The sequence below is a fragment of the Floridaenema aerugineum BLCC-F46 genome (genome assembly GCF_041929345.1).
GTDB classification, from domain to species: Bacteria; Cyanobacteriota; Cyanobacteriia; order Cyanobacteriales; family Aerosakkonemataceae; genus Floridanema; species Floridanema aerugineum.
In genome coordinates this window covers 1-19382 of sequence record NZ_JBHFNQ010000130.1, presented here as the reverse complement: position 1 = coordinate 19382, position 19382 = coordinate 1, and the positions used below count along the sequence as shown (strand labels likewise).

17 protein-coding genes are annotated in these 19382 nt (G+C 39.2%); 10 read left to right on the top strand and 7 right to left on the bottom strand.

From position 1 onward, the window contains the following. Positions 1 to 98 precede the first annotated feature (98 nt). From ACE1CC_RS17260 to ACE1CC_RS17240, 5 genes are all read right to left on the bottom strand, one after another. Positions 99 to 1370 (bottom strand): ATP-grasp domain-containing protein, encoded by a 1272-nt coding sequence (locus ACE1CC_RS17260; RefSeq protein ID WP_413271667.1) that lies wholly within the window; start codon positions 1368 to 1370, stop codon positions 99 to 101. A gap of 216 nt (positions 1371 to 1586) precedes the next feature. Next, positions 1587 to 2600, bottom strand: a complete 1014-nt coding sequence (locus ACE1CC_RS17255; protein ID WP_413271666.1) for a cytochrome d ubiquinol oxidase subunit II — start codon at positions 2598 to 2600, stop codon at positions 1587 to 1589. A 179-nt stretch (positions 2601 to 2779) separates the two neighbouring features. Further along, complete coding sequence (locus ACE1CC_RS17250; RefSeq protein WP_413271665.1) at positions 2780 to 4225, bottom strand: cytochrome ubiquinol oxidase subunit I; 1446 nt, start codon at positions 4223 to 4225, stop codon at positions 2780 to 2782. A gap of 249 nt (positions 4226 to 4474) precedes the next feature. Then, on the bottom strand, positions 4475 to 5074 hold the full coding sequence (gene ureG, locus ACE1CC_RS17245; RefSeq protein WP_413271664.1) for an urease accessory protein UreG: 600 nt from the start codon (positions 5072 to 5074) through the stop codon (positions 4475 to 4477). 145 nt (positions 5075 to 5219) lie between these two features. Further along, a complete protein-coding gene (locus tag ACE1CC_RS17240) occupies positions 5220 to 6134 on the bottom strand; it encodes a helix-turn-helix domain-containing protein (RefSeq protein ID WP_413271663.1) in 915 nt (304 codons plus the stop codon). 85 nt (positions 6135 to 6219) lie between these two features. Here ACE1CC_RS17240 and ACE1CC_RS17235 point away from each other — a divergent pair, with 85 nt between their 5' ends. The 9 genes from ACE1CC_RS17235 to ACE1CC_RS17195 all read left to right on the top strand — a co-directional run bounded on the left by ACE1CC_RS17235 (position 6220) and on the right by ACE1CC_RS17195 (position 17665). Further along, entirely contained in the window at positions 6220 to 7047 is an 828-nt protein-coding gene (locus tag ACE1CC_RS17235) for a RusA family crossover junction endodeoxyribonuclease (RefSeq protein WP_413271662.1), read from the top strand. Positions 7048 to 7256: 209 nt separating this feature from the next. Beyond that, positions 7257 to 8855, top strand: a complete 1599-nt coding sequence (gene gpmI / locus ACE1CC_RS17230; RefSeq protein WP_413271661.1) for a 2,3-bisphosphoglycerate-independent phosphoglycerate mutase — start codon at positions 7257 to 7259, stop codon at positions 8853 to 8855. A gap of 126 nt (positions 8856 to 8981) precedes the next feature. Further along, a complete protein-coding gene (gene secG / locus ACE1CC_RS17225; RefSeq protein WP_413268052.1) occupies positions 8982 to 9218 on the top strand; it encodes a preprotein translocase subunit SecG in 237 nt (78 codons plus the stop codon). A gap of 13 nt (positions 9219 to 9231) precedes the next feature. Continuing rightward, positions 9232 to 10053, top strand: a complete 822-nt coding sequence (locus ACE1CC_RS17220) for a peptidase (RefSeq protein ID WP_413271660.1) — start codon at positions 9232 to 9234, stop codon at positions 10051 to 10053. 259 nt (positions 10054 to 10312) lie between these two features. After that, complete coding sequence (locus ACE1CC_RS17215; RefSeq protein WP_413271659.1) at positions 10313 to 13489, top strand: PAS domain S-box protein; 3177 nt, start codon at positions 10313 to 10315, stop codon at positions 13487 to 13489. A 221-nt stretch (positions 13490 to 13710) separates the two neighbouring features. Continuing rightward, positions 13711 to 15327: an iron uptake porin gene (locus tag ACE1CC_RS17210; protein ID WP_413271658.1), complete on the top strand. Its 1617-nt coding sequence runs from the start codon at positions 13711 to 13713 to the stop codon at positions 15325 to 15327. 84 nt (positions 15328 to 15411) lie between these two features. Then, entirely contained in the window at positions 15412 to 16617 is a 1206-nt protein-coding gene (locus ACE1CC_RS17205) for a hybrid sensor histidine kinase/response regulator (protein ID WP_413271657.1), read from the top strand. Positions 16618 to 16898: 281 nt separating this feature from the next. Next, positions 16899 to 17120 (top strand): DUF4327 family protein, encoded by a 222-nt coding sequence (locus tag ACE1CC_RS17200; protein WP_413271656.1) that lies wholly within the window; start codon positions 16899 to 16901, stop codon positions 17118 to 17120. 62 nt (positions 17121 to 17182) lie between these two features. After that, a complete protein-coding gene (locus ACE1CC_RS17195) occupies positions 17183 to 17665 on the top strand; it encodes an adenosine-specific kinase (RefSeq protein WP_413271655.1) in 483 nt (160 codons plus the stop codon). Between the two features lie 90 nt (positions 17666 to 17755). Here the strand turns inward: ACE1CC_RS17195 and ACE1CC_RS17190 are convergent, their stop codons facing one another. Further along, entirely contained in the window at positions 17756 to 17947 is a 192-nt protein-coding gene (locus ACE1CC_RS17190) for an NUDIX hydrolase (RefSeq protein WP_413271654.1), read from the bottom strand. Between the two features lie 71 nt (positions 17948 to 18018). Between ACE1CC_RS17190 and ACE1CC_RS17185 the strand changes: the two genes are divergently transcribed. After that, positions 18019 to 18843 carry an inositol monophosphatase family protein gene (locus ACE1CC_RS17185; protein ID WP_413271653.1) on the top strand — a complete coding sequence of 275 codons (825 nt, stop codon included), beginning with the start codon at positions 18019 to 18021 and terminating at the stop codon, positions 18841 to 18843. Here the strand turns inward: ACE1CC_RS17185 and ACE1CC_RS17180 are convergent. Then, positions 18803 to 19171: a DUF1823 family protein gene (locus tag ACE1CC_RS17180; RefSeq protein ID WP_413271652.1), complete on the bottom strand. Its 369-nt coding sequence runs from the start codon at positions 19169 to 19171 to the stop codon at positions 18803 to 18805. The two genes, ACE1CC_RS17185 and ACE1CC_RS17180, sit on opposite strands and share 41 nt — an antisense overlap. Between the last annotated feature and the right edge of the window lie 211 nt (positions 19172 to 19382).

Genomic DNA, 19382 nt, shown 5'->3' with positions numbered 1-19382 from the left:
TTGCCTTTATTATTCCTTCATATCCGCTCAAGCACATTAGTAGATTCCCGCAGATCCCCGACTTCTTCAAGAAGTCGGGGATCTGTAATTACCCAAACTTAAGTTAAGCACAACCCTTTACTCTGTAATTTTTGTTCAATTAGTTGCATATCTTCAATAGTTTCCCCGGCAACTATCCCATAAATTTCGGTGTAAATTTTGCCGTACTTCACTTTTTCTAAAGCGGATAATATCAGAAAGTCTTTGCGTTCTAATTCTGATTTTAAAGTTGCACAAATAGAATCTAATGTGCCATTCATGCAGTAATCACTGGAATATTTTGCTACTTGCTTTCCTAAGTTTAATAATGTGTGACGTTGTAAACATAAAGGAGTTGAACCGTTAACGCGAAAATTAGCATCGATCGCGTGCAGTTCTCCATTTTTATCTTCTAAGACATCACAACCAATGACACCAAAATAACCTTGTTGATGGGCGTAATTAGCGATCGCAGAAATCATCTCAAAAAACTTAGTTATATCGGTTTCTTCATAGCGAATTAACCCGCCTAAATATTTACCATCTGGAGTCACCAACTGTCCAGTCACACCAATTAAAGAAACTTCTCCCGCCTTGTTAACATAAAATTGCACGCAGTAATTTTCAATCTCATCTTTGACAAACTCCGAAACAATAATTGTATCCACTAGATTGATATCTAGATATTTTCCCACCTCTAGCAAACAATATCCTAAATCACTAGGATTTTTAATAATATAAGTTCCCTCGCCTGAGAGTCCGTGAGATGTTTTAATTAAGTAGGGAAACTCTTGGGATAACTCAATATCATCGAGGCTAATTTCCCGCAAATTGTAACTTTTATATTTGGGACAATTTACGCCTAATTCAGCTAAACTAGCTTTACTTAATAGACGATAGTGAGTATCAGGATTGACGGCGTGTTTTTCAGGAACTAATCCATCAAAGGGGAAGAGGGTGAGGATTTTGTGGAAGCGATCGCTTTGATTCAAGTAATCTAAATAAACCGATCGCTGTATCACTTCGATATTTTCATATTGAAAACCAAAATGTTCTCGCCAATAATCAACTAATATATTCCTTGGTTGTCTAACAGTAATTCCCGCCATCTTATCGCCCAATACAGCTAGATTTTTCCAAGGTTCTTTCTGGGAAATTTTATCATAAGAAGTTTTCGTAGATTCATCGCTACCATCTTGAATGTAATATTTTTTCGTGTTGGGGTAAGTAGCCCAACTAGCAGTTGCCGGGTAATGTAAAATAAAGGCATAATCACCATCGGTAATGTCTGCGGCAAACAGGTCAGAAAAAGAATTACCCTGAAAGTACTGAAAATCTAATTTTTGAGTCATAAATAATACCTAAATTTCCCGGAAATTTGAAAAGCGACACCATAATGATAATTAGCCGAATAGACATTTTTTCTCTAGCTTTTAGTAGATTTTTTCGGCTGAAGGGGAGATATTAGGTTTTCCGTGATATTAATAGCGAAGCTTTGTCTGTTTCCCCCCAATGTATGGGGGGTTAGTTCGGATCTAAGCGACAATCTATGTAACTAGCAAGTTGAGTTATTCGCCATAACTTCCACCAGTAATTTTGCCGCGAAAGACGACATACTGATAGATGTTATAAAACAACATCACCGGAATTAAAGCCCCGATAAAAATGATCATCACAACTAAAGAACTGGGGTCAGCAGATGCTTCGTAAATGGTAATTTCTGTCGGAATGATGTAAGGAAAAACTACCAAAGCCAAGCCGATAAAAGTCAACAAGAAAAGGAGAATTGTCCAAAGGATTGGCGATCGCTCTTCCTTCCGCCCCAAACTTCTCAGCAATAAACCAATTAACAGAACTCCCAAAATGGGGATTAAGGAAAAGATGTAAATTTGTGGTTTTTGGAACAAACGTTCTCTGGCGTATTCGTAAAATATGGGAGTTGCGATCGTAATTAAAATTGCCCCTATCAAAGTTGTAATTGCCGCAATTGTAGCAGTTTTATAATGAGTTGTTTGCAATTCTCCAGTGGTTTTCCAAATCAGATAAGTTGAACCAATCAAAACATAACCTTGAATCAAAGTCAAAGCGACTAATACTGATTGCCAAGTTAACCAATCCCAAGTCCCACCAATAAAATGACCCGCTGCATCTACTTTAATTCCAGCTAACACACCACCAAGGGAAAAACCTTGACCAAGTGCAGCTAAAAAACTGCCAGCACCAAAGGCATAATTCCAAACTAATTTGCGTGTTGCTTGTTCGCGAAATTCAAACGCCACCGCCCGAAAAATAAAGCCAAAAACCATCAGCAAAATTGGAATATATAGGGCGTTGAGAATCGTGCCATAAGCGAGGGGAAATGCACCAAAAAGACCGCCACCCATGAGAACTAACCAAGTTTCGTTAGCATCCCAAATGTTGCTTAAACTGGTCATTAAAATGCTACGCCGTTCTTCGGAAGAAGCGGTGACAGATAGGATTCCCACCCCTAAATCAAAGCCATCTAACATGACATAAAGGAAGAGGAATAATGCTAATATTCCAAACCAAACTTGTGGGAGAAAATAACTGAGAGTTTCCATTTTTTACTCCGGTTTTGCAGTGAGTCATAATATCATGTAGAGACGTTATATATAACGTCTCTACAAATTTTTTTGAACCGCTCTAGACACAGAGGACACTCCAGAGAAGAAGAGGAGAATTGCTATATTTCATCTGTGTTTATCTGTGTTTATCTGTGGATATCTGTGGTTAAAAAAATCTATTGTTGTGCTTCTACAGGGCGTTCATCGGGAACAAATTCTCCGGGTGTTGTTTCGATCGCAGGACGAGTAACTTCTACTCCGGGAATTGGCAAATCTAATCTTGGCCCTCGGCGGATAATGCGACTACCAAAATACAAAACAGCGAAGAACAAAACGCTGTAAACTACAGCAAAACCAGTCAAAGAAGTTAATACATTGCTAGGAGGAAGATTGGAAACAGAATCAACGGTGCGAATTTGTCCGTAAAGTGTCCAAGGTTGTCTACCCACACAACGCACAATCCAACCAGATTCTACGGCAATATATCCCAAAGGTGCAGATAAAATCCAAGCACCCATTAACCATTTTTGTTTGGCTATGTTTTCTGGTGAAAGTTTACCCAACAACCAATACAAAGTGGTAATTAACATTAATCCTGCTAGGAAAAATCCAATTCCCACCATTGCGCGGAAGGCATAATAAATTAGACCAATTAAATGAGGACGATCTTCTGGTTGCCATTCCTTCAAACCTTTAACAGGTGCGGAGAGATTTTGTTTCAATTCCAAAATGTAACCCAAGGCATTGGGAATGGCAATTTCCCAATCATTTTTTTCGGCTTTTTCATTAGGAATTGCCAAAAAACTCCAATCAGCAGGTTGTCCAGCAGGTACAGTTTCCCACTGTGCTTCCATTGCGGCTAATTTTGATGGTTGATAGTGGAGAACTTGTTCGCCGCTTAAGTGTCCGAAGTAAATTTGTAGGGGTGCAACAGCGATCGCAGAGAATAAAGCAATCTTAAAAGCTATGCTAAAAAAAGCAGGTTGCCGATTATTGAAAATGTACCAAGCACTAATTCCCCCAATTACAAACAGCGAAGTTTCTAAAGTTCCCAAAAACATATGAGAAACACTTACTGCTGCAAAAGGATTTAAAATTGCCTGAAAGTAATCACTGACAATAAATTTGCCATTGACTAATTCTCCACCTGAAGGTGTTTGCATCCAAGAACTAGCAGTCAAAATCCAAACGGTAGAAAGGTTCGCACCAACTGCAACCAAAATTGTAGATAAAAAATGAATGACAGGATTGACTCTTTCCCAACCAAACACCATAATTCCTAAAAAAGCCGCTTCCAGCATAAACGCCCAAGAAGCCTCAAAACCAATTACACTGCCGAAAAAATTACCTACAGCTTCCGAAAAAGGTGCCCAGTTCGTCCCAAACTGAAATTCCATCGGAATTCCTGTGGCGACACCAATGCCAAAATTCAGAATGTAGAGCTTTGACCAAAAACGGGCATGGTAGTAGTAGTCAGGGTTGCGAGTTTTCAGCCACAGTCCCTCGACAACGACCAAGTATATCACCATGCCTGTAGACAGCACAGGCCAGAGCATGTGGAAAATTGCCGTCAGCGCAAACTGGGCGCGTGATAATGCAACGGTATTCGAGAAAAATTCCATCAATAGCTCCCTATTCAGTCGCTAACTTTGAGGGTTGTTACTCTGAATAGGATAGTTAACTTCTGATACTTGTCGTTACATTTCTTAATAAAATCTTAAGAAGGGGACTGGGAGAAGTTTTGAGTTGTAGGGGCAATTCATGAATTGCTCCTACAGAGTTTTGAGTTAAAGAGAAAGTTTTGAGTTAAATAATTTCCCAAGAGTCCCAAGAGTCCCAAGAGTCCCAAGAGTCACCTTGTCCCCTTGTCTCTACTTCCCCATGTGCAAGCGAATAAATTCAACTATTTTGGGTAGTCCTTCTTGGGTTTTTAAATTGGTGAAGACAAAAGGTTTATCGCCGCGCATTTTTTTGGCATCGCGTTCCATTACTCCTAAGTCTGCGCCTACCATTGGGGCGAGGTCAATTTTGTTAATTACCATTAAGTCAGATTTGGTAATTCCGGGGCCACCTTTGCGGGGAATTTTATCACCTGCGGCGACATCAATAACGTAAATTGTTAAGTCTACTAATTCGGGACTAAAGGTGGAGGCTAAGTTGTCACCGCCGCTTTCGACAAAGATTAAATCTAGGTTAGTAAATTTTTGTTCCAGTTGTTCGATCGCCACCAGATTAATCGAAGCATCTTCGCGAATAGCAGTGTGGGGACAACCACCTGTTTCTACGCCTAAAATGCGATCGCGCTCTAAAGCTTGAGAACGCACTAAAAACTGAGCATCTTCCTGAGTATAAATATCATTTGTCACTACAGCAATGCTGTAATTTTCTCGCAAATTTTTACACAAAGCATCAACCAAAGCAGTTTTTCCTGACCCCACAGGGCCAGCAATTCCCACACGAAATACACTCATATTTATTTACTCAACTAAGCTTTTAGGCATTTAATTCACATATTTGGGAAATTTCGGAAAAACACTCAAACCTTCTCCCTGCGTCCTGTCCACCCTGCACCCTTGCTTTTTTGCTGCCTCAACAAGCACTTAAATAACTAACAGCTTACTGTTCGGGAGTGAAAGTAACTTGTGCTACTTGACCTGGTTCTCCGAGAGCTTTTGCTTCTTGGTTATTCACAGAAACTAACACGCCACCCGCATTACCCGCTCGAATGACAATTCTTTCTTTAGCAGTCCAAGATTGTTGTGTTCCCTTAGATATAACTCCCTCAAATTCCACTTTGCCATCAACAGTTACTCGCATCCATGAATCATCTTGAAATTGGGCGCTTACTTGAATAGGTGTGTTGGGCGCAGTGTTTTCTGGTGTTGCGGCAACTGGTTGCGCTGGAGTCGGAGATGGTGTAGAAATGGTAGGCGAATCAGGATTACTTTTGGGGGTGACTGGTGCTAAAGTGTTTTCTACTTGTTTTTGTTCGACAGTTGATGATGGTTTATTGTGGACAACAGATGGCGATGTTTGCGGACGATTTAGTAAGTATAAAATTCCCGCCACTGCTATTAGTGTTACTGACAAAATGTAAGGTAAGTAGGGAATAGAAGGGATGGAAAATTCTTCGGGTAAGGAGGGTAGGGAAAATTTTTCGGTAGAGGTAGCCGAATCTTCCTTGGCGCTTTCAGCATCATTATTCACATCATACTTTTTCCCGCCGATTACTTCCGCATCTAATAATTGATCGCTCAAGTTTATTGGTGCTAATTCTATGGGAAAAGTCATGGCTAAAGCGTTACCATCTAAGTCCAGAAAATCTGCATATCGCCGGATAAACCCTTGGATATAAACTGGTTCAGGTAAACTCTCCTGTTTTCCTTCTTCTAGCGCCTTTAACAGACTGGCGCGAATGTATGTATTGGCAGCCACTTCGTCTAAAGAAATTGACTGCTCTTTTCTTAATCTGCGGAGATAGCTTCCTATTTCTCTGAGTTTTTCTCCTTGCTCAGTAGTTAAAATGTTCACTTTGTTACCCTAAGATATGAACTATAGTTGAGATCTTCAATAAAAGATACCATATCATCTGACTTGGCAAAGCGGTAAAAGATTCATGTTGTCAAAATTTGTGTTCCCTCTTCCCCCGACATTAAATGAAATTATTGGCACTGCCAGAAGCAATGTTTATGCCAGTGCCAAAGAAAAGCGGGCTTGGACAAATAGAATTGCTGTAGAATGTTTTGGTCGGAAGCAGTTTCCTGACCGAGTTTGGGTTGAGTTTATCTGGAAAATTAAAAATTTTCGCCGCGATCCTGATAATATTTCTGCGGCGGCTAAATTTGTTATGGATGGATTAGTGGAAGGCGGGATTATTCAAGATGATAGTTTAAAATTTATTATGTCTCCGGTGTTACATTGGTATGAAAAAGGTGAGGATTTAGTTCAAATTAATATTGCTGACCATCCGATTTGGAATGGTCGGATAATTGCTCTGGAAAATCCCCGATTTCAGGAAACTAAGCAGCAAGTTATTGCAGTTGCTCCCGAAGTATTGTTACCTGTAAAAAGTTCGGAAATTGCGGAAAAAGAAGAAGTATCTATTACGCCAATTGTTGGGGAAAGAATTCCCGAAATGCAGACGGTAACAGCAGTTGTTGAGGTGTTAGAAGAAGAGATTTCTTACTGGGGAGAGTTGTTAGAATTAGCCGATTTGATTAATCGGGAATATGAGCGATCGCTCACTACACCAGCCGCCGCCATGTTACACGCCAGAAATGCTGGAGAATGGTTGTTGCGAGCCCAGAGTTTACTACCTGAGTCAGAATGGTTAGCTTGGTTAAATGCAAATTGTCAGGTTTCGGAACAGTCGGCTAAAACTTATATGGCGATCGCCAAAAGTTGGCTCAGTGTCCAGAAGTCTTCTGTGCATTCACCCATTTAAGCAAGCAGGGGAACTCTCCGAGAGAATTAAAGGAATAATTCCTGATAGACAAATTAAGCAATTTAAATATAAAACAAACCTGAGTTTTTATTAGTGCTAGACAAAGTTATGTGTGTAAGTCTTGACAAATAGCAATTATTACTGAGTTTCTTTGAGATAACAAAATGATATGATTTCGGATGAATATCTGAACTAAGAGTGATTAAATCATGGCTCAAGTGCCCGTCTCTCCAGTGGTGCTAATAATTCTAGATGGCTGGGGATTTCGTGAAGAAACTGACGGCAACGCCATTGCTGTGGCAAAAACACCCGTGATGGATAGCCTGTGGGCAGCTTATCCCCACACCCTAATTAGTGCTTCTGGGAAAGCAGTGGGACTACCAGAAGGTCAAATGGGTAATTCGGAAGTGGGGCATCTGAACATTGGGGCTGGACGGGTAGTACCGCAAGAATTAGTTCGCATTTCTGATGCGGTGGAAGATGGTTCTTTGCTGAGAAATCCAGCTTTGGTACAAGTTTGTCAGGAAGTACAAAGTAGAGGAGGTAAGCTGCATTTAATGGGCTTGTGCTCCGATGGTGGCGTACATTCTCATATCAGCCATTTATTAGGACTGCTAGACCTGGCGAAAGTGCAAGGTGTATCTGAAGTTTGTGTTCATGCGATTACAGATGGTCGGGATACTAACCCGAAAGATGGTGTAGAAGTAATTCAACAAATTCAAAACCATATCGATCGCATTGGTATAGGACGCATTGTAACCATTTGCGGTCGTTACTACGCAATGGATCGGGATAAGCGTTGGGATCGAGTGCAAAAAGCCTACGATATGATGACCCAAGATGGTCAAGGTGATGGGCGGAGTGCTGTAGAAGTAATGCTCAATTCCTACGCCGCTGACCTAACTGATGAATTCGTCCTCCCAACTCGCGTTGCTCCGGGAGCGGTAGAATCTGGAGATGGTATCATCTTCTTTAACTTCCGTCCTGACAGAGCAAGGGAAATTACCAGCGCTTTTGTTAGTCAAGAGTTTAACGGTTTTCCCAGAGAACAAATAAAGCCCTTAAGTTATGCCACTTTTACGCAGTACGACCCAGAATTTCCGGTGTTGGTAGCGTTTGAACCGCAAAACTTGTCCAATTTGTTAGGGGAAGTAATTGCAAATCGTGGTTTAAAGCAGCTTCGCACGGCGGAAACGGAAAAATATGCCCACGTTACTTACTTCTTTAATGGTGGTTTAGAAGAACCATTAGCGGGTGAAGACCGGGAGTTGGTACAAAGTCCAATGGTAGCGACTTACGATCGCGCCCCCGCAATGTCCGCACAAGCTGTTACAGAAGTGGCGATCGGCGCAGTGGAAAAACGCATCTATTCTATGATCGTGATCAACTACGCTAACCCAGACATGGTGGGACATACCGGAAAAATGGAAGCAGCCATTACAGCTGTAGAAACGGTAGATAAATGTTTGGGAAAACTGCTGGAAAGCATTAGCAAAGCTGGTGGTACGGCGATTATTATTGCCGATCACGGTAATGCTGAATTGATGTATGACGAAAACGGCAATCCTTGGACTGCTCACACAACCAACCAAGTTCCCTTTATCCTAGTTGAAGGCGAAGGGTTGAAAATTCCCGGACATGGAACAGAAGTTCCCTTGCGCGAAGATGGTCGGTTATCAGATGTTGCACCGACAATTCTGGAAATCTTGAAGATCCCGCAACCCCCGGAAATGACAGGTCGATCGATGATCCTTCCGGCAGGGTATCAAATGAAAGCCAATCGCACCCCTGTCCGACTTTCCCTATAATTGGGTAATGGGCGATTTTAAATTCAAGATTTTGAATTGGCGATTCAATTTGCGATCGACAATTTCCAAGTCTAAAATTTGAGATTCGCTGCTCACCAATCACCCATTACCCATCATCAATCACCAATGACTGTTATTACTGTTTTAGAGGGAATTTGGGCTTTTTCCGCCCTAGCTTTGATTGTATTAGTGTTGCTGCATAGTCCCAAAGGAGATGGAATTGGGGCTATTGGTGGACAAGCGCAATTGTTTAGCAGCACCAAGAGTGCAGAAACCACTCTTAACCGTGTAACTTGGGCACTGACGATCGTTTTTATGGGTTTAACCATCGTTTTAAGCGCCAACTGGTTAGCCCCTCGTTAAAAAGGTGAACAGGATGCGTAAACTCTGGACTCTAGGTTTAGCAGTTTTTACCTGCATCCTCGTCTTCACCTTTGCAGTTTGGGGGGAAGAGAAACTACCACCGCTGCAACCTCATCCTTTACCGCCCGCTTTGGCGCAATGGCAAGATAGCAGCAAAAGTGGTGATTATTTCACGGAAATTAAGCCAACGCCAGCTGGTTATTTAGTTTGGTCACAATTTCCAATTAAAGTATTTGTGGAACCGGAAAAAAATTCTCAGGAAGTTTCTTTAAATAAAGTAGGGGCGGGTTTAGCAGATAATTTAGCGATCGCAGCCAAAGAATTAAAACAAAACCCGCCCGTACCAACAGCAAAAGAATTAACGAAATCCGCCCCTACAAAATGGGTAAATGCGGCATGGGAAGCTATTAAAGAATGGAATATTTATTTACCTTTAGAAGTTGTTGAAGATTCTAATATTGCGGATATTTTAATTTGGCGTTCTGCGCCAGCTTGGAAACCAATTTTCGATCGCAATACAGGAAGATTTCAGTTACCTCGCGCCCGTACTGCTGAAGCACGTTATGAATTTTATCGCCGTCAAACTGCCAAAGGCGAAACAGTTTTATCTCAAAGATTTACCATTCAAGTAAATCCCAATAAAGTAAGTGATTACATTTTACCAACTATGCGCCATGAACTCGGTCATGCGTTAGGTATTTGGGGTCACAGTCCTGTAGAAACCGATGCGTTATATTTTTCTCAAGTTCGCGATTCGCAGCCAATTTCTCAGAGAGATGTTAACACTTTGAAAAGGATTTATCAACAGCCTACTCGCTTAGGATGGAAATTGTAAAGGGATTGGGGATCGGGGATTAGGGATTGGGGAAGAGGATTAATATATTGCATAAAATCAGTTATCCCATCTGTGTTTATCTCTGGTGAAAAATCAGTCTAATTAAATAAGACCATTGGGAAATTTGCAGTTAAAGTGGAGTCAAACTCTGCGGCGTTATCAAGTAGACATTTTCAGGAGTAATATTAAAGAAGTTAAGCATGAACTATTAACGAGAATTGCCCAATCTGATTGAGCGTATGAGTCTTGGGGTTTTCCAATGAATGCCAAAATTTTACCTTACCTAGCAGCAGTTTCTACAGCAATATTGATATTAAGCGGAGTCTGGTTTTTGGCGAAAACTGAACAGAAGCAATACCGCCAAAGCCAGCGTATTGAGGTATTAAATAAACTCGATGCTGTGAGGGCAAAATTGGAAAATGCTTTGAATACCCAATTAGCAACAAAAAGTGGTTTAGCTGCTTATATATCAGTTAATCCTAATGTTACAGCGAGCGAATTTAATCAGATTGCTAGGGTAGTTTTAGAACAAGAAGATGTTTATTCGATTGGTGCAATTAAAGGTAGTGTAATTGCTTTTGGCTATCCACCGGAAGTAACTAAAAATATAGTTGGAACTGATTTAAAGAAAATTCCCGATCGCTGGCAAGCAATGCAGCGAGTAATTGATACTAAAAAAACTATGGTGACTGGCCCTGTTAAATTAATAGAAGGAGGTATAGGATTAATTAGTTATACTCCAGTTTTTGTAACTCCAGCCAAAGATAAACCTGCTAGTGGTAAGTTTTGGGGATTTGTGGGAATTGTAATTAACCCGGAAAATTTGTATAAAAAAGCAGGGATTTTAGACGAAGAAACGACTTTAAAATATGCCTTGCGGGGGAAAGATGGATTGGGAGAAAAAGGGCAAGTATTTTTGGGAGATGAGCAAATTTTTCAGCAAAATCCGGTGATAGTAAAAGTTAGTTTGCCTAATGGTTATTGGCAATTAGCGGCGATTCCGAAACAGGGATGGGAGGCGATCGCACCAAAAAATATTTTAATTAGTATAATTGGCGGAGTTTTGGGGTTAGTTAGTGGGATTCAGGTGTTTATTTTAATGCGCGATCCGAGTAAGTTAAGGGAAGCGATCGCCAAAACTAAAGAAACTAACGCGATGTTGCAATCAGAAATTGACGATCGTAAAAGAATCGAAGCGGAACTGCGACTTTCAGAAGAGAAATTTTCTAAAGCTTTTTTAGCTTGTCCTGATGTAATTGTGATTACTAATCCTAGCAATGGATTAATGATTGAAGTTAATGATGCTTTCCCTAAAATTATTGGTTATTCTAGACAAGAAGCCCTTGGTAAGACGACATTAGAATTAAATATTTGGGTAAATCCTGAACAACGTTTTGGCTTCATCGAAAAAGTCCAAAGAGGAGAGTCAGTCCGAGATCAAGAAGTATTATTTAGAAGGAAATCCGGGGAAATATTTACGGCATTGATTTCCATTGAATTAATTGATATTGGTGATTGGCAGCGATCGATTTTTGTGATTCGGGATATTAGCGAACAGCAAGCTGCGCTACGCGAACGCAAACGTGCCGAAGCCGCAATAAAAGAATCAGAAAGAAAATACCACAGCATTTTTGATAATGCCACAGAAGGCATTTTCCAAACCACAATAGACGGGGTTTTTATTAGTGCTAACCCAGCTTTAGCGCAAATTTATGGTTATGATTCGCCCGATTCCTTAATGGAAAACCTTAATGCTAAACAACTTTATGTTGATTTGAAAAGCCGGGAAAATTTTATTGAAAATCTAGAAAAGCAGGGAGTATTATTAGAGTTTGAAGCGCAAATTTATCGGCAAGATGGCAGCATTATTTGGATTTCCGAAAATGCGCGTGCTGTCAGAGATCAAAAAGGCAATTTACTTTACTACGAAGGAACGGTGAAAGATATTACTCGCCGCAAAGAAACAGAAGAAGCATTGCGAAAATCAGAAATGCAACTTCAGCAAGCAAAAGAAGCCGCAGAAGCCGCAAATCGAGCCAAAAGCCAGTTTCTTGCTAACATGAGTCACGAACTGAGAACGCCATTAAATGCGATTTTGGGTTTTACACAATTGATGGCAAAAAATCCCGCTTTTGCTTCTGGTGCTAAAGAATTAGACATCATTAGTCGCAGTGGTGAGCATTTATTATCTTTGATTAATGATGTTTTAGATATGTCGAAAATTGAAGCCGGAAAAATTATCCTTAATGAAAATTGGTTTGATTTATATGATTTACTTGATACTTTAGAAGAGATGTTGCAATTGAAAGCTAAAGCTAAAGGTTTGCGGTTGATATGCGATCGATCTCCTGAAGTTCCCCAATATATAAAAACCGATGAAAATAAATTACGTCAGGTTTTGATTAATTTGCTAGGAAATGCGATTAAATTTACCCAAGAAGGCGGAATTAATTTACGAATAAGTAATAGAAAATTAGATGGTTTCACTTGTTTAATAACTTTTGAAATCGAAGATACTGGTGCGGGAATTTCTGAAAATGAACTAGAAAAACTATTCGATCCATTTATCCAAACAGAAATGGGGAGAAAATTCCAACAAGGTACAGGTTTAGGACTAGCTATTAGCCGCAAGTTTGTCCAATTAATGGGAGGAGATATTGTTGTCAAAAGTAAACTAGATGAAGGTAGTAACTTTAAATTTGATATTCGAGTAGAGGTTGGTAATGCTACTAATATTCCCAATGAAAAACTCCTGAAAAGAGTCATCAGTTTAGCACCAAACCAACCAAAATACCGGATTTTAATAGTTGATGAAATAGAAGATAATCGGTTACTTTTAAATCAGCTATTAGCGCCTTTGGGATTTGAAATTAAAGAAGCAGAAAATGGTTTAGAAGCTGTTATTCAATGGGAAAAATGGCAACCCCATTTAATTTGGATGGATATGCGAATGCCTGTAATGGATGGCTACGAAGCCACTAGAAGGATTAAAAGCCAACCAAAAGGACAAAATACAATTATTATTGCCGTTACTGCTAGCGCCTTAGAAGAAGATCGTTCTTTAGTTTTAGCAGCAGGATGCGATGATTTTGTCAGGAAACCTTTTCGAGAAGCAACAATTTGGGAAGCAATGGCAAAACATTTAGGATTGCGTTATATCTATGAAGAAGAAAAGGTAACAAATCCCGACTTAACTAACAGTAATCAAATCTCGAATACCCAATTTGTTTTAACTTCCGAAGCTTTACAAGTCATGCCATTAGAATGGATTTCCCAATTACACCAAGCATCTGTTAGTGGTGATGATGCTTTTGCTGAAGAATTGATTAAACAAATTCCGCAAGAGCATAATAATTTAGCAAAAGCTTTATCAAATTTAATTGATAAATATCGCCTAGATACGATTAGTGATATTACTAAAGCAGTCCTTAGTTAAGCTAGAAAATTATCAATAGACATCTCCAGAAATTAAAAGTGCATTACCAAAAAACCTTGTAGAGACGTTATATATAAAGTCTCTCCAAGGTTTTTTGGAGATGTCTAATAATCAACACACCTCACAGCGTATTTTGAGCATAAATTTAATGATTTGTATCTGAAATGAAATTTTTTTGTTTTCCTGCTCTATCCTAACAATTAGTACTTGTTAGGAGTGCTATGCAGAAAAAATATTTGGTAATTAGTCTTCTATTTACCCTTTTGGTAGCACCTACAACTTGGGCGACACCACTGGATTCTTTAGAAACAGATTCTTCACAATTAGATGAATTATCCGATACTAATACTAACGGAATAGATCAAGTAACTTCGGTTTCCCAATTGCGGGATGTGCAACCAACAGATTGGGCATTTCAAGCATTACAATCTTTGGTAGAACGTTACGGTTGTATTGAAGGATACCCAGAAAGAACTTATCGTGGCAATCGGGCGATGACACGCTATGAATTTGCTGCTGGATTGAACAGTTGTTTAGATAGAATCCAAGAATTAATTGCTACATTACCCCAAGGAGTAAGTAAAGAAGATTTCGATCGCATCCGCAGATTACAAGAAGAATTTGCTGTGGAACTAGCGACTTTGCGCGGTAGAGTTGACGCTTTAGAAGCGCGTATTACTAACATAGAAGCAAATCAATTTTCTCCTACTACTAAATTAAATGCCGAAGTAATTACAGCAATTCAAGATACATTTGGTGATGCTGTTGGTAGTAATTCCGATCGATCTCAAACCATTTTTGCTTATCGGATTAGATTGAATTTAGAAACTAGTTTTACTGGCAAGGATTTACTCAGAACTCGTTTAGAAGTGGGTAACTTTCGTCCTAGTTTTGAAGTAACTGGCACGAATATGACTAGTCTAAATTTTGATACCGCGACTGACAACAGAGTTTTCATTCCTCATTTGTTATATCGAACTCCCCTTAGTTCATTGGTGACACTTACAATCGGACCTACTGGAGTAGGTTACACTGACATTACTGATACAATTACGCCTCCAGGAATTGCTGATGATGCTCGCGGAATCCCTTCTAAATTTGGTGAATATAGTCCATTTTTCCGGCAAGGAGGCGGTGGTATTGCTACCAATATTAACTTTAGCAAAAATGTCATTCTTACTTTGGGTTATTTAGCAGGAGATCCGGCTAATTCTGTGAATGGGAATGGTTTGTTTAATGGTAAATATAATGCTATGGCTCAGTTAGCTTTGTATGGAAATTCGGGTGCGATCGGTGTATCATATTCCCGTGCTTATGCACCAGGAAGATTCGTCGATCTCACCGGAAGTACAGGCAGTTTTTTAGCAAGTCGTCCGTTTGGAGATGACATAGCTACATCCAGCAATACTTTTGGAATTCAAGCTTATTATCGCTTTACTCCTAACTTTCAAATTCATGGTTGGGGAGGTTATATAAATGCTCAAGCAGAAAGTTCTGGTTTGAGTAATATACCTAATGGTAGGGGTGGAGACTTTACCACTTTAGTCAACAAAGGTAGGGATGCTGATATTTGGTTTGGTGCTGTTGGGATTTCTTTTCCAGATGTGGGGAAAAAAGGCAACTTACCAGGTATTTTAGTTGGTTTACCGCCACGAGTAACTAACAGCGATGTTCGTAAAGAGCGGGATACTTCCTGCCACGTAGAAGCTTTCTTCCGCTTCCAAGTCAATAATTACATAACTGTTACTCCTGGCTTCTGGGTAATTTTTAATCCAGAAAACGACAGTAGGAACGATACTCAATATGTCGGAGTAATTCGCACCAGCTATAATTTTTAAGGATAAACTGGTTAGTAGTTAGTTGTAGTTCTTAATCCTCAGCTAACCACTAACTAATTCCTCAAACAGTAGTAACCCTTACCGATGAATACTTCTCAACCTTTCTCAGCCGATCTTTTATTAGTTGATGATACCCCTGATAACTTGCGTCTGTTATCTGTAATGTTAACTGAAAATGGATATAAGACAAGGAAAGTGATTAATGGAGAAAGAGCTTTACAAGCGGTAGAGGTAGTAACACCGGATTTGATTTTGCTTGATATTAATATGCCAGATATGAATGGCTATGAAGTTTGTCACCGTTTAAAAAAAATAGATAAAACTCGCGATATTCCGGTAATTTTTATTAGTGCGTTGGATGATGTTTTTGATAAAGTAAAAGCTTTTCAAGCTGGCGGAGTTGATTATATTACAAAACCTTTTCAGGTAGAAGAGGTTTTAGCCAGAGTAAATACTCATTTGAATATTAGAAAATTGCAAAAACAATTACAACAACAAAATTCCCAACTGCAAGAAGAAATTCGCCATCGTTTGTCAGCACAAGAAGCAAATGCTCAATTAAAAGCTTTGGAAACTCAGTTACGCCAACAATTAAATGTGTTCCTTCATGCGGTTTCTCACGATTTAAGAAATCCGGTAATTGGGACTAAAATGGTATTAAATAATTTAACTAATCAAGTTGGGGAAACAATTCAACTTCCGCGCAAAGTCTTAGAAAGGATGCAAGAAAGTAACGAGCGACAGTTAGGGTTAATTAATTCTTTAATTGAAACTCATGCGGCAGAAGTGTGGGGATTGAAGTTAAATTATCAAACTTTAGAATTAAAGTCATTGGTAGAATCAGCATTAATAGATTTGCAGCCAATGTTAGATAAAGAACAGGTGGTATTGCGTTTACTTATTTCCCCCAACTTACCTTTAATTAAAGCCGACTCTCTCCACTTAGTTCGGGTTTATCAGAACTTAATTGGTAACGCATTAAAACACAACCCACCAGGATTTTCTTTAACTTTAGATGCTCAAGTGGAAAATGGCTGGTTACGTTGTACCGTCGCTGACAACGGCGTAGGTATTAGCAAAGAACAATGTGACAAAATCTTCGATCTCTATTTTCAAGGAAAACAAAAACGTCAGTCTGTTGGTTTAGGTTTAGGATTGTACCTTTGTTATCATATTATTCAAGCACATGGCGGCACTATTGGCGTAGAAAGTGAATTGGGATCTGGGACAACTTTTTGGTTTATTTTACCCCTCGATCCAGAAATGTTAAATGTTCAGGAAATCTCATAAAATTAGCCAAAAATTATCATAGATTTTCGGTTATAAGTTAATTAATCTGCCATGAAGCTGACTATAAATATTCCCGCAAATGCTCTCAGGGGAATAAGATTTGTAAAATTTGGTAATTTTTTCTACACTAATCGTTTCTGCATCAGCATTCTGACTGGGACTTTCCCTGTCAGTTTGTTAATGTTTGACCAATTTCTGACATAAATTTGCTAGAGTTAATTGTGAACCAAAAGATTGAGTGTTTCTACTCATAATTTACCAAGAAAGGATAGCTAAACATTATGATTACTACGATTCGCTATGACATAGAAGTGATTCAACAAGAAGCAAGAGATCTGGTCAAAAAAGGAATAGTCAGCCGTAGTCAGCCAATTTATACGCTATGTCAATTCATTCCGGCGCGAGAGTGGGTATATGTGGAACGAGAGTTGGAGTTTAACGGGTATTTGCTGCGCGATCGCATCATTGATTTACTAGGTCAAGAAGATTGGTCAGAAGATTAGTAACATCCCAAAAACTTAGGATATAAAAGTAAATTTTAGTTAGCGAGGTAAAGGAAATAACGATGGAACTCAAAGCAATCCCACTAGAAATTCCTGAAGGAAGTAACATCATTATTGGTCAGAGCCACTTTATTAAAACAGTGGAAGATTTGTATGAAATAATGGTGGGAACTTCGCCACAGGTAAAGTTTGGTATTGCTTTTTGTGAAGCCTCTGGGCCATGCTTAATTCGAGTAGCAGGAAACGAAAAAACTTTGGAAGAAACTGCTACTAAAAATGCACAGGATATTGCTGCCGGACATAGTTTTGTGATTCTTTTAAAAGAAGCTTTTCCGATTAATTTTTTAAATGCAATTAAACAGTGTCAGGAAGTTTGCACGATTTATTGTGCTACAGCAAATCCTGTGCAAGTAATAGTTGCCGAAACAGAACAAGGACGGGGAATTTTAGGGGTTGTTGATGGTTTTTCACCCAAAGGTGTGGAAAGTCCAGATGATGTAACTGCAAGAAAGGAATTTTTGCGAAAGATTGGTTATAAGTTGTAATTAATCATTCTCAATAAAACTTTTGAGAATTAGAATGCAGCTTGGTGCGTGAGTAATTTCGCCATCCTTGACCATTTTTATTGCTTGATTTCAAGAAGTTTTGAGGGTTTTTATTGTTTCAGTTCCTTCTTGATGAGTGGAAGTAAATGTTAACTGTTTTGCCAGAAATAAATGTACTGGACAGTGAACGATCGAAGTGTCTAGATCGATCGCACCCAAAGCTATCCACTCATCTGCTTTAATCCCCAATTCTTCTTCAATTTCGCTCTGATAAATTGCCATCACCAACCTTTTAGCATATATTTATATTCAGGAAGCGATCGTCATCAGCACCTTTTCAAAAATAATCTTTTATGGCTGATACTTTTACAGCAGAATTAGAATTTGCTACCCAGATCATCAAAGAAGCTTCTCGCTTGTATATAAAAGTGCGAGAAGCGCCAGCAAATGTGTATCAAAAAGGTGAATTTGATCATGTAACTTCCACCGACTATGCAATTGAAAAATTTTTAGTTGATGAGTTGGTGCGTAAATTTCCCAAGGATCAGATTATTTCGGAAGAAACACATATAGCAGACATCACTGATGAGAGAACTTGGGTAATTGATCCTTTGGATGGAACTAGTAATTATGCGAGAAAGATTCCGATTTATGGAATTCAAATGGCGCTGTTAATTAATAAACAACCTGTGGTAGCGGCGATTTATTTACCGGAACTTGAGGAGATGTATTCTGCTGCGGTGAATCAAGGGAGTTACTTGAATGGTGAGAGAATTTACGTTAGTTCTTGTAGGGATTTGAGTCAGGCGATCGTTTCAATGGGAGATTTTAGTAAGGGAAGCGATCGCGCTCTTAAAAACCGAGTTAGATTGGGGGGAGTTTGTGCGATCGCTAATCACATAAATAGGCTAAAAATGTGGGGTGCAGCTTGTTATGATTTAGCTTCTCTCGCCTCTGGAAAAAGCGATATTTACTTAGTTTATTCTTATGATATTTGGGATATTATGCCAGGATATTTGATTGCCAAAGAAGCGGGTGCAGTATTTCAACAATTGACAGGTAAAGCTTTTGATTATACTGCTACCACTTTGATTGGTGCGGCTAATATTGAATTGATGAATGAGTTATTAGAAATAATTAATTACCGTGAATTTCCATATAACTCAACAACCAATTAGCCGCTGTTGCTCTCCTAGCTTGTTCAGGACTAAATTCCCCAACTTTATAACCTTTAAAACCCAATTTTTCCTTTAATAATTGTTTGTTTTCTTGGGGAATAGAACGAGTTAATTTAACTGTTGGGGGACGACAACCGATAAAATCTGGAGGTTCGGGATATTCGTTTTTCCACTCATCAGCGACAGCGGAATTATCCCATTTTCCGGTTGCTTCGTCGTAGCGGTATCCTAAGTAATACCAAAGTAATTGGTTAACTGTTTGAGTGTCAATTTCTTCGTTGACGATCGACCAAATTGTTTCTGTGTTTAATGGTGGGAGGTTGGACATTTTTTTTAGAACGCAGATGAATGCAGATGTTTATGAGAGTTTTTGGCTTCGTTTATCATCTTGGTTTTTTTTACCACAGATTTCCACAGATGCACACAGATGAACACAGATGATTTTTTTATAACTAGGTAGGTATAAATAAAGTGAAAACTAAGGCGGGCAGGATGCCCACCCCACAAGAGTTATAGCTTTCTTGTGGGGTGGGCATCCT

Excerpts from the sequence above, each read along its gene's own strand:
- ACE1CC_RS17205 (WP_413271657.1), top strand. The coding sequence starts at position 15,412 with ATGAATACTTCTCAACCTTTCTCAGCCGATCTTTTATTAGTTGATGAT.
- ureG (WP_413271664.1), bottom strand. The coding sequence starts at position 5,074 with ATGAGTGTATTTCGTGTGGGAATTGCTGGCCCTGTGGGGTCAGGAAAA.
- ACE1CC_RS17195 (WP_413271655.1), top strand. The coding sequence starts at position 17,183 with ATGGAACTCAAAGCAATCCCACTAGAAATTCCTGAAGGAAGTAACATC.
- ACE1CC_RS17220 (WP_413271660.1), top strand. The coding sequence starts at position 9,232 with ATGCGTAAACTCTGGACTCTAGGTTTAGCAGTTTTTACCTGCATCCTC.
- ACE1CC_RS17185 (WP_413271653.1), top strand. The coding sequence starts at position 18,019 with ATGGCTGATACTTTTACAGCAGAATTAGAATTTGCTACCCAGATCATC.
- ACE1CC_RS17235 (WP_413271662.1), top strand. The coding sequence starts at position 6,220 with ATGTTGTCAAAATTTGTGTTCCCTCTTCCCCCGACATTAAATGAAATT.
- ACE1CC_RS17190 (WP_413271654.1), bottom strand. The coding sequence starts at position 17,947 with ATGGCAATTTATCAGAGCGAAATTGAAGAAGAATTGGGGATTAAAGCA.
- ACE1CC_RS17180 (WP_413271652.1), bottom strand. The coding sequence starts at position 19,171 with ATGTCCAACCTCCCACCATTAAACACAGAAACAATTTGGTCGATCGTC.
- ACE1CC_RS17210 (WP_413271658.1), top strand. The coding sequence starts at position 13,711 with ATGCAGAAAAAATATTTGGTAATTAGTCTTCTATTTACCCTTTTGGTA.
- ACE1CC_RS17250 (WP_413271665.1), bottom strand. The coding sequence starts at position 4,225 with ATGGAATTTTTCTCGAATACCGTTGCATTATCACGCGCCCAGTTTGCG.
- secG (WP_413268052.1), top strand. The coding sequence starts at position 8,982 with ATGACTGTTATTACTGTTTTAGAGGGAATTTGGGCTTTTTCCGCCCTA.
- ACE1CC_RS17215 (WP_413271659.1), top strand. The coding sequence starts at position 10,313 with ATGAATGCCAAAATTTTACCTTACCTAGCAGCAGTTTCTACAGCAATA.
- gpmI (WP_413271661.1), top strand. The coding sequence starts at position 7,257 with ATGGCTCAAGTGCCCGTCTCTCCAGTGGTGCTAATAATTCTAGATGGC.
- ACE1CC_RS17260 (WP_413271667.1), bottom strand. The coding sequence starts at position 1,370 with ATGACTCAAAAATTAGATTTTCAGTACTTTCAGGGTAATTCTTTTTCT.
- ACE1CC_RS17255 (WP_413271666.1), bottom strand. The coding sequence starts at position 2,600 with ATGGAAACTCTCAGTTATTTTCTCCCACAAGTTTGGTTTGGAATATTA.
- ACE1CC_RS17200 (WP_413271656.1), top strand. The coding sequence starts at position 16,899 with ATGATTACTACGATTCGCTATGACATAGAAGTGATTCAACAAGAAGCA.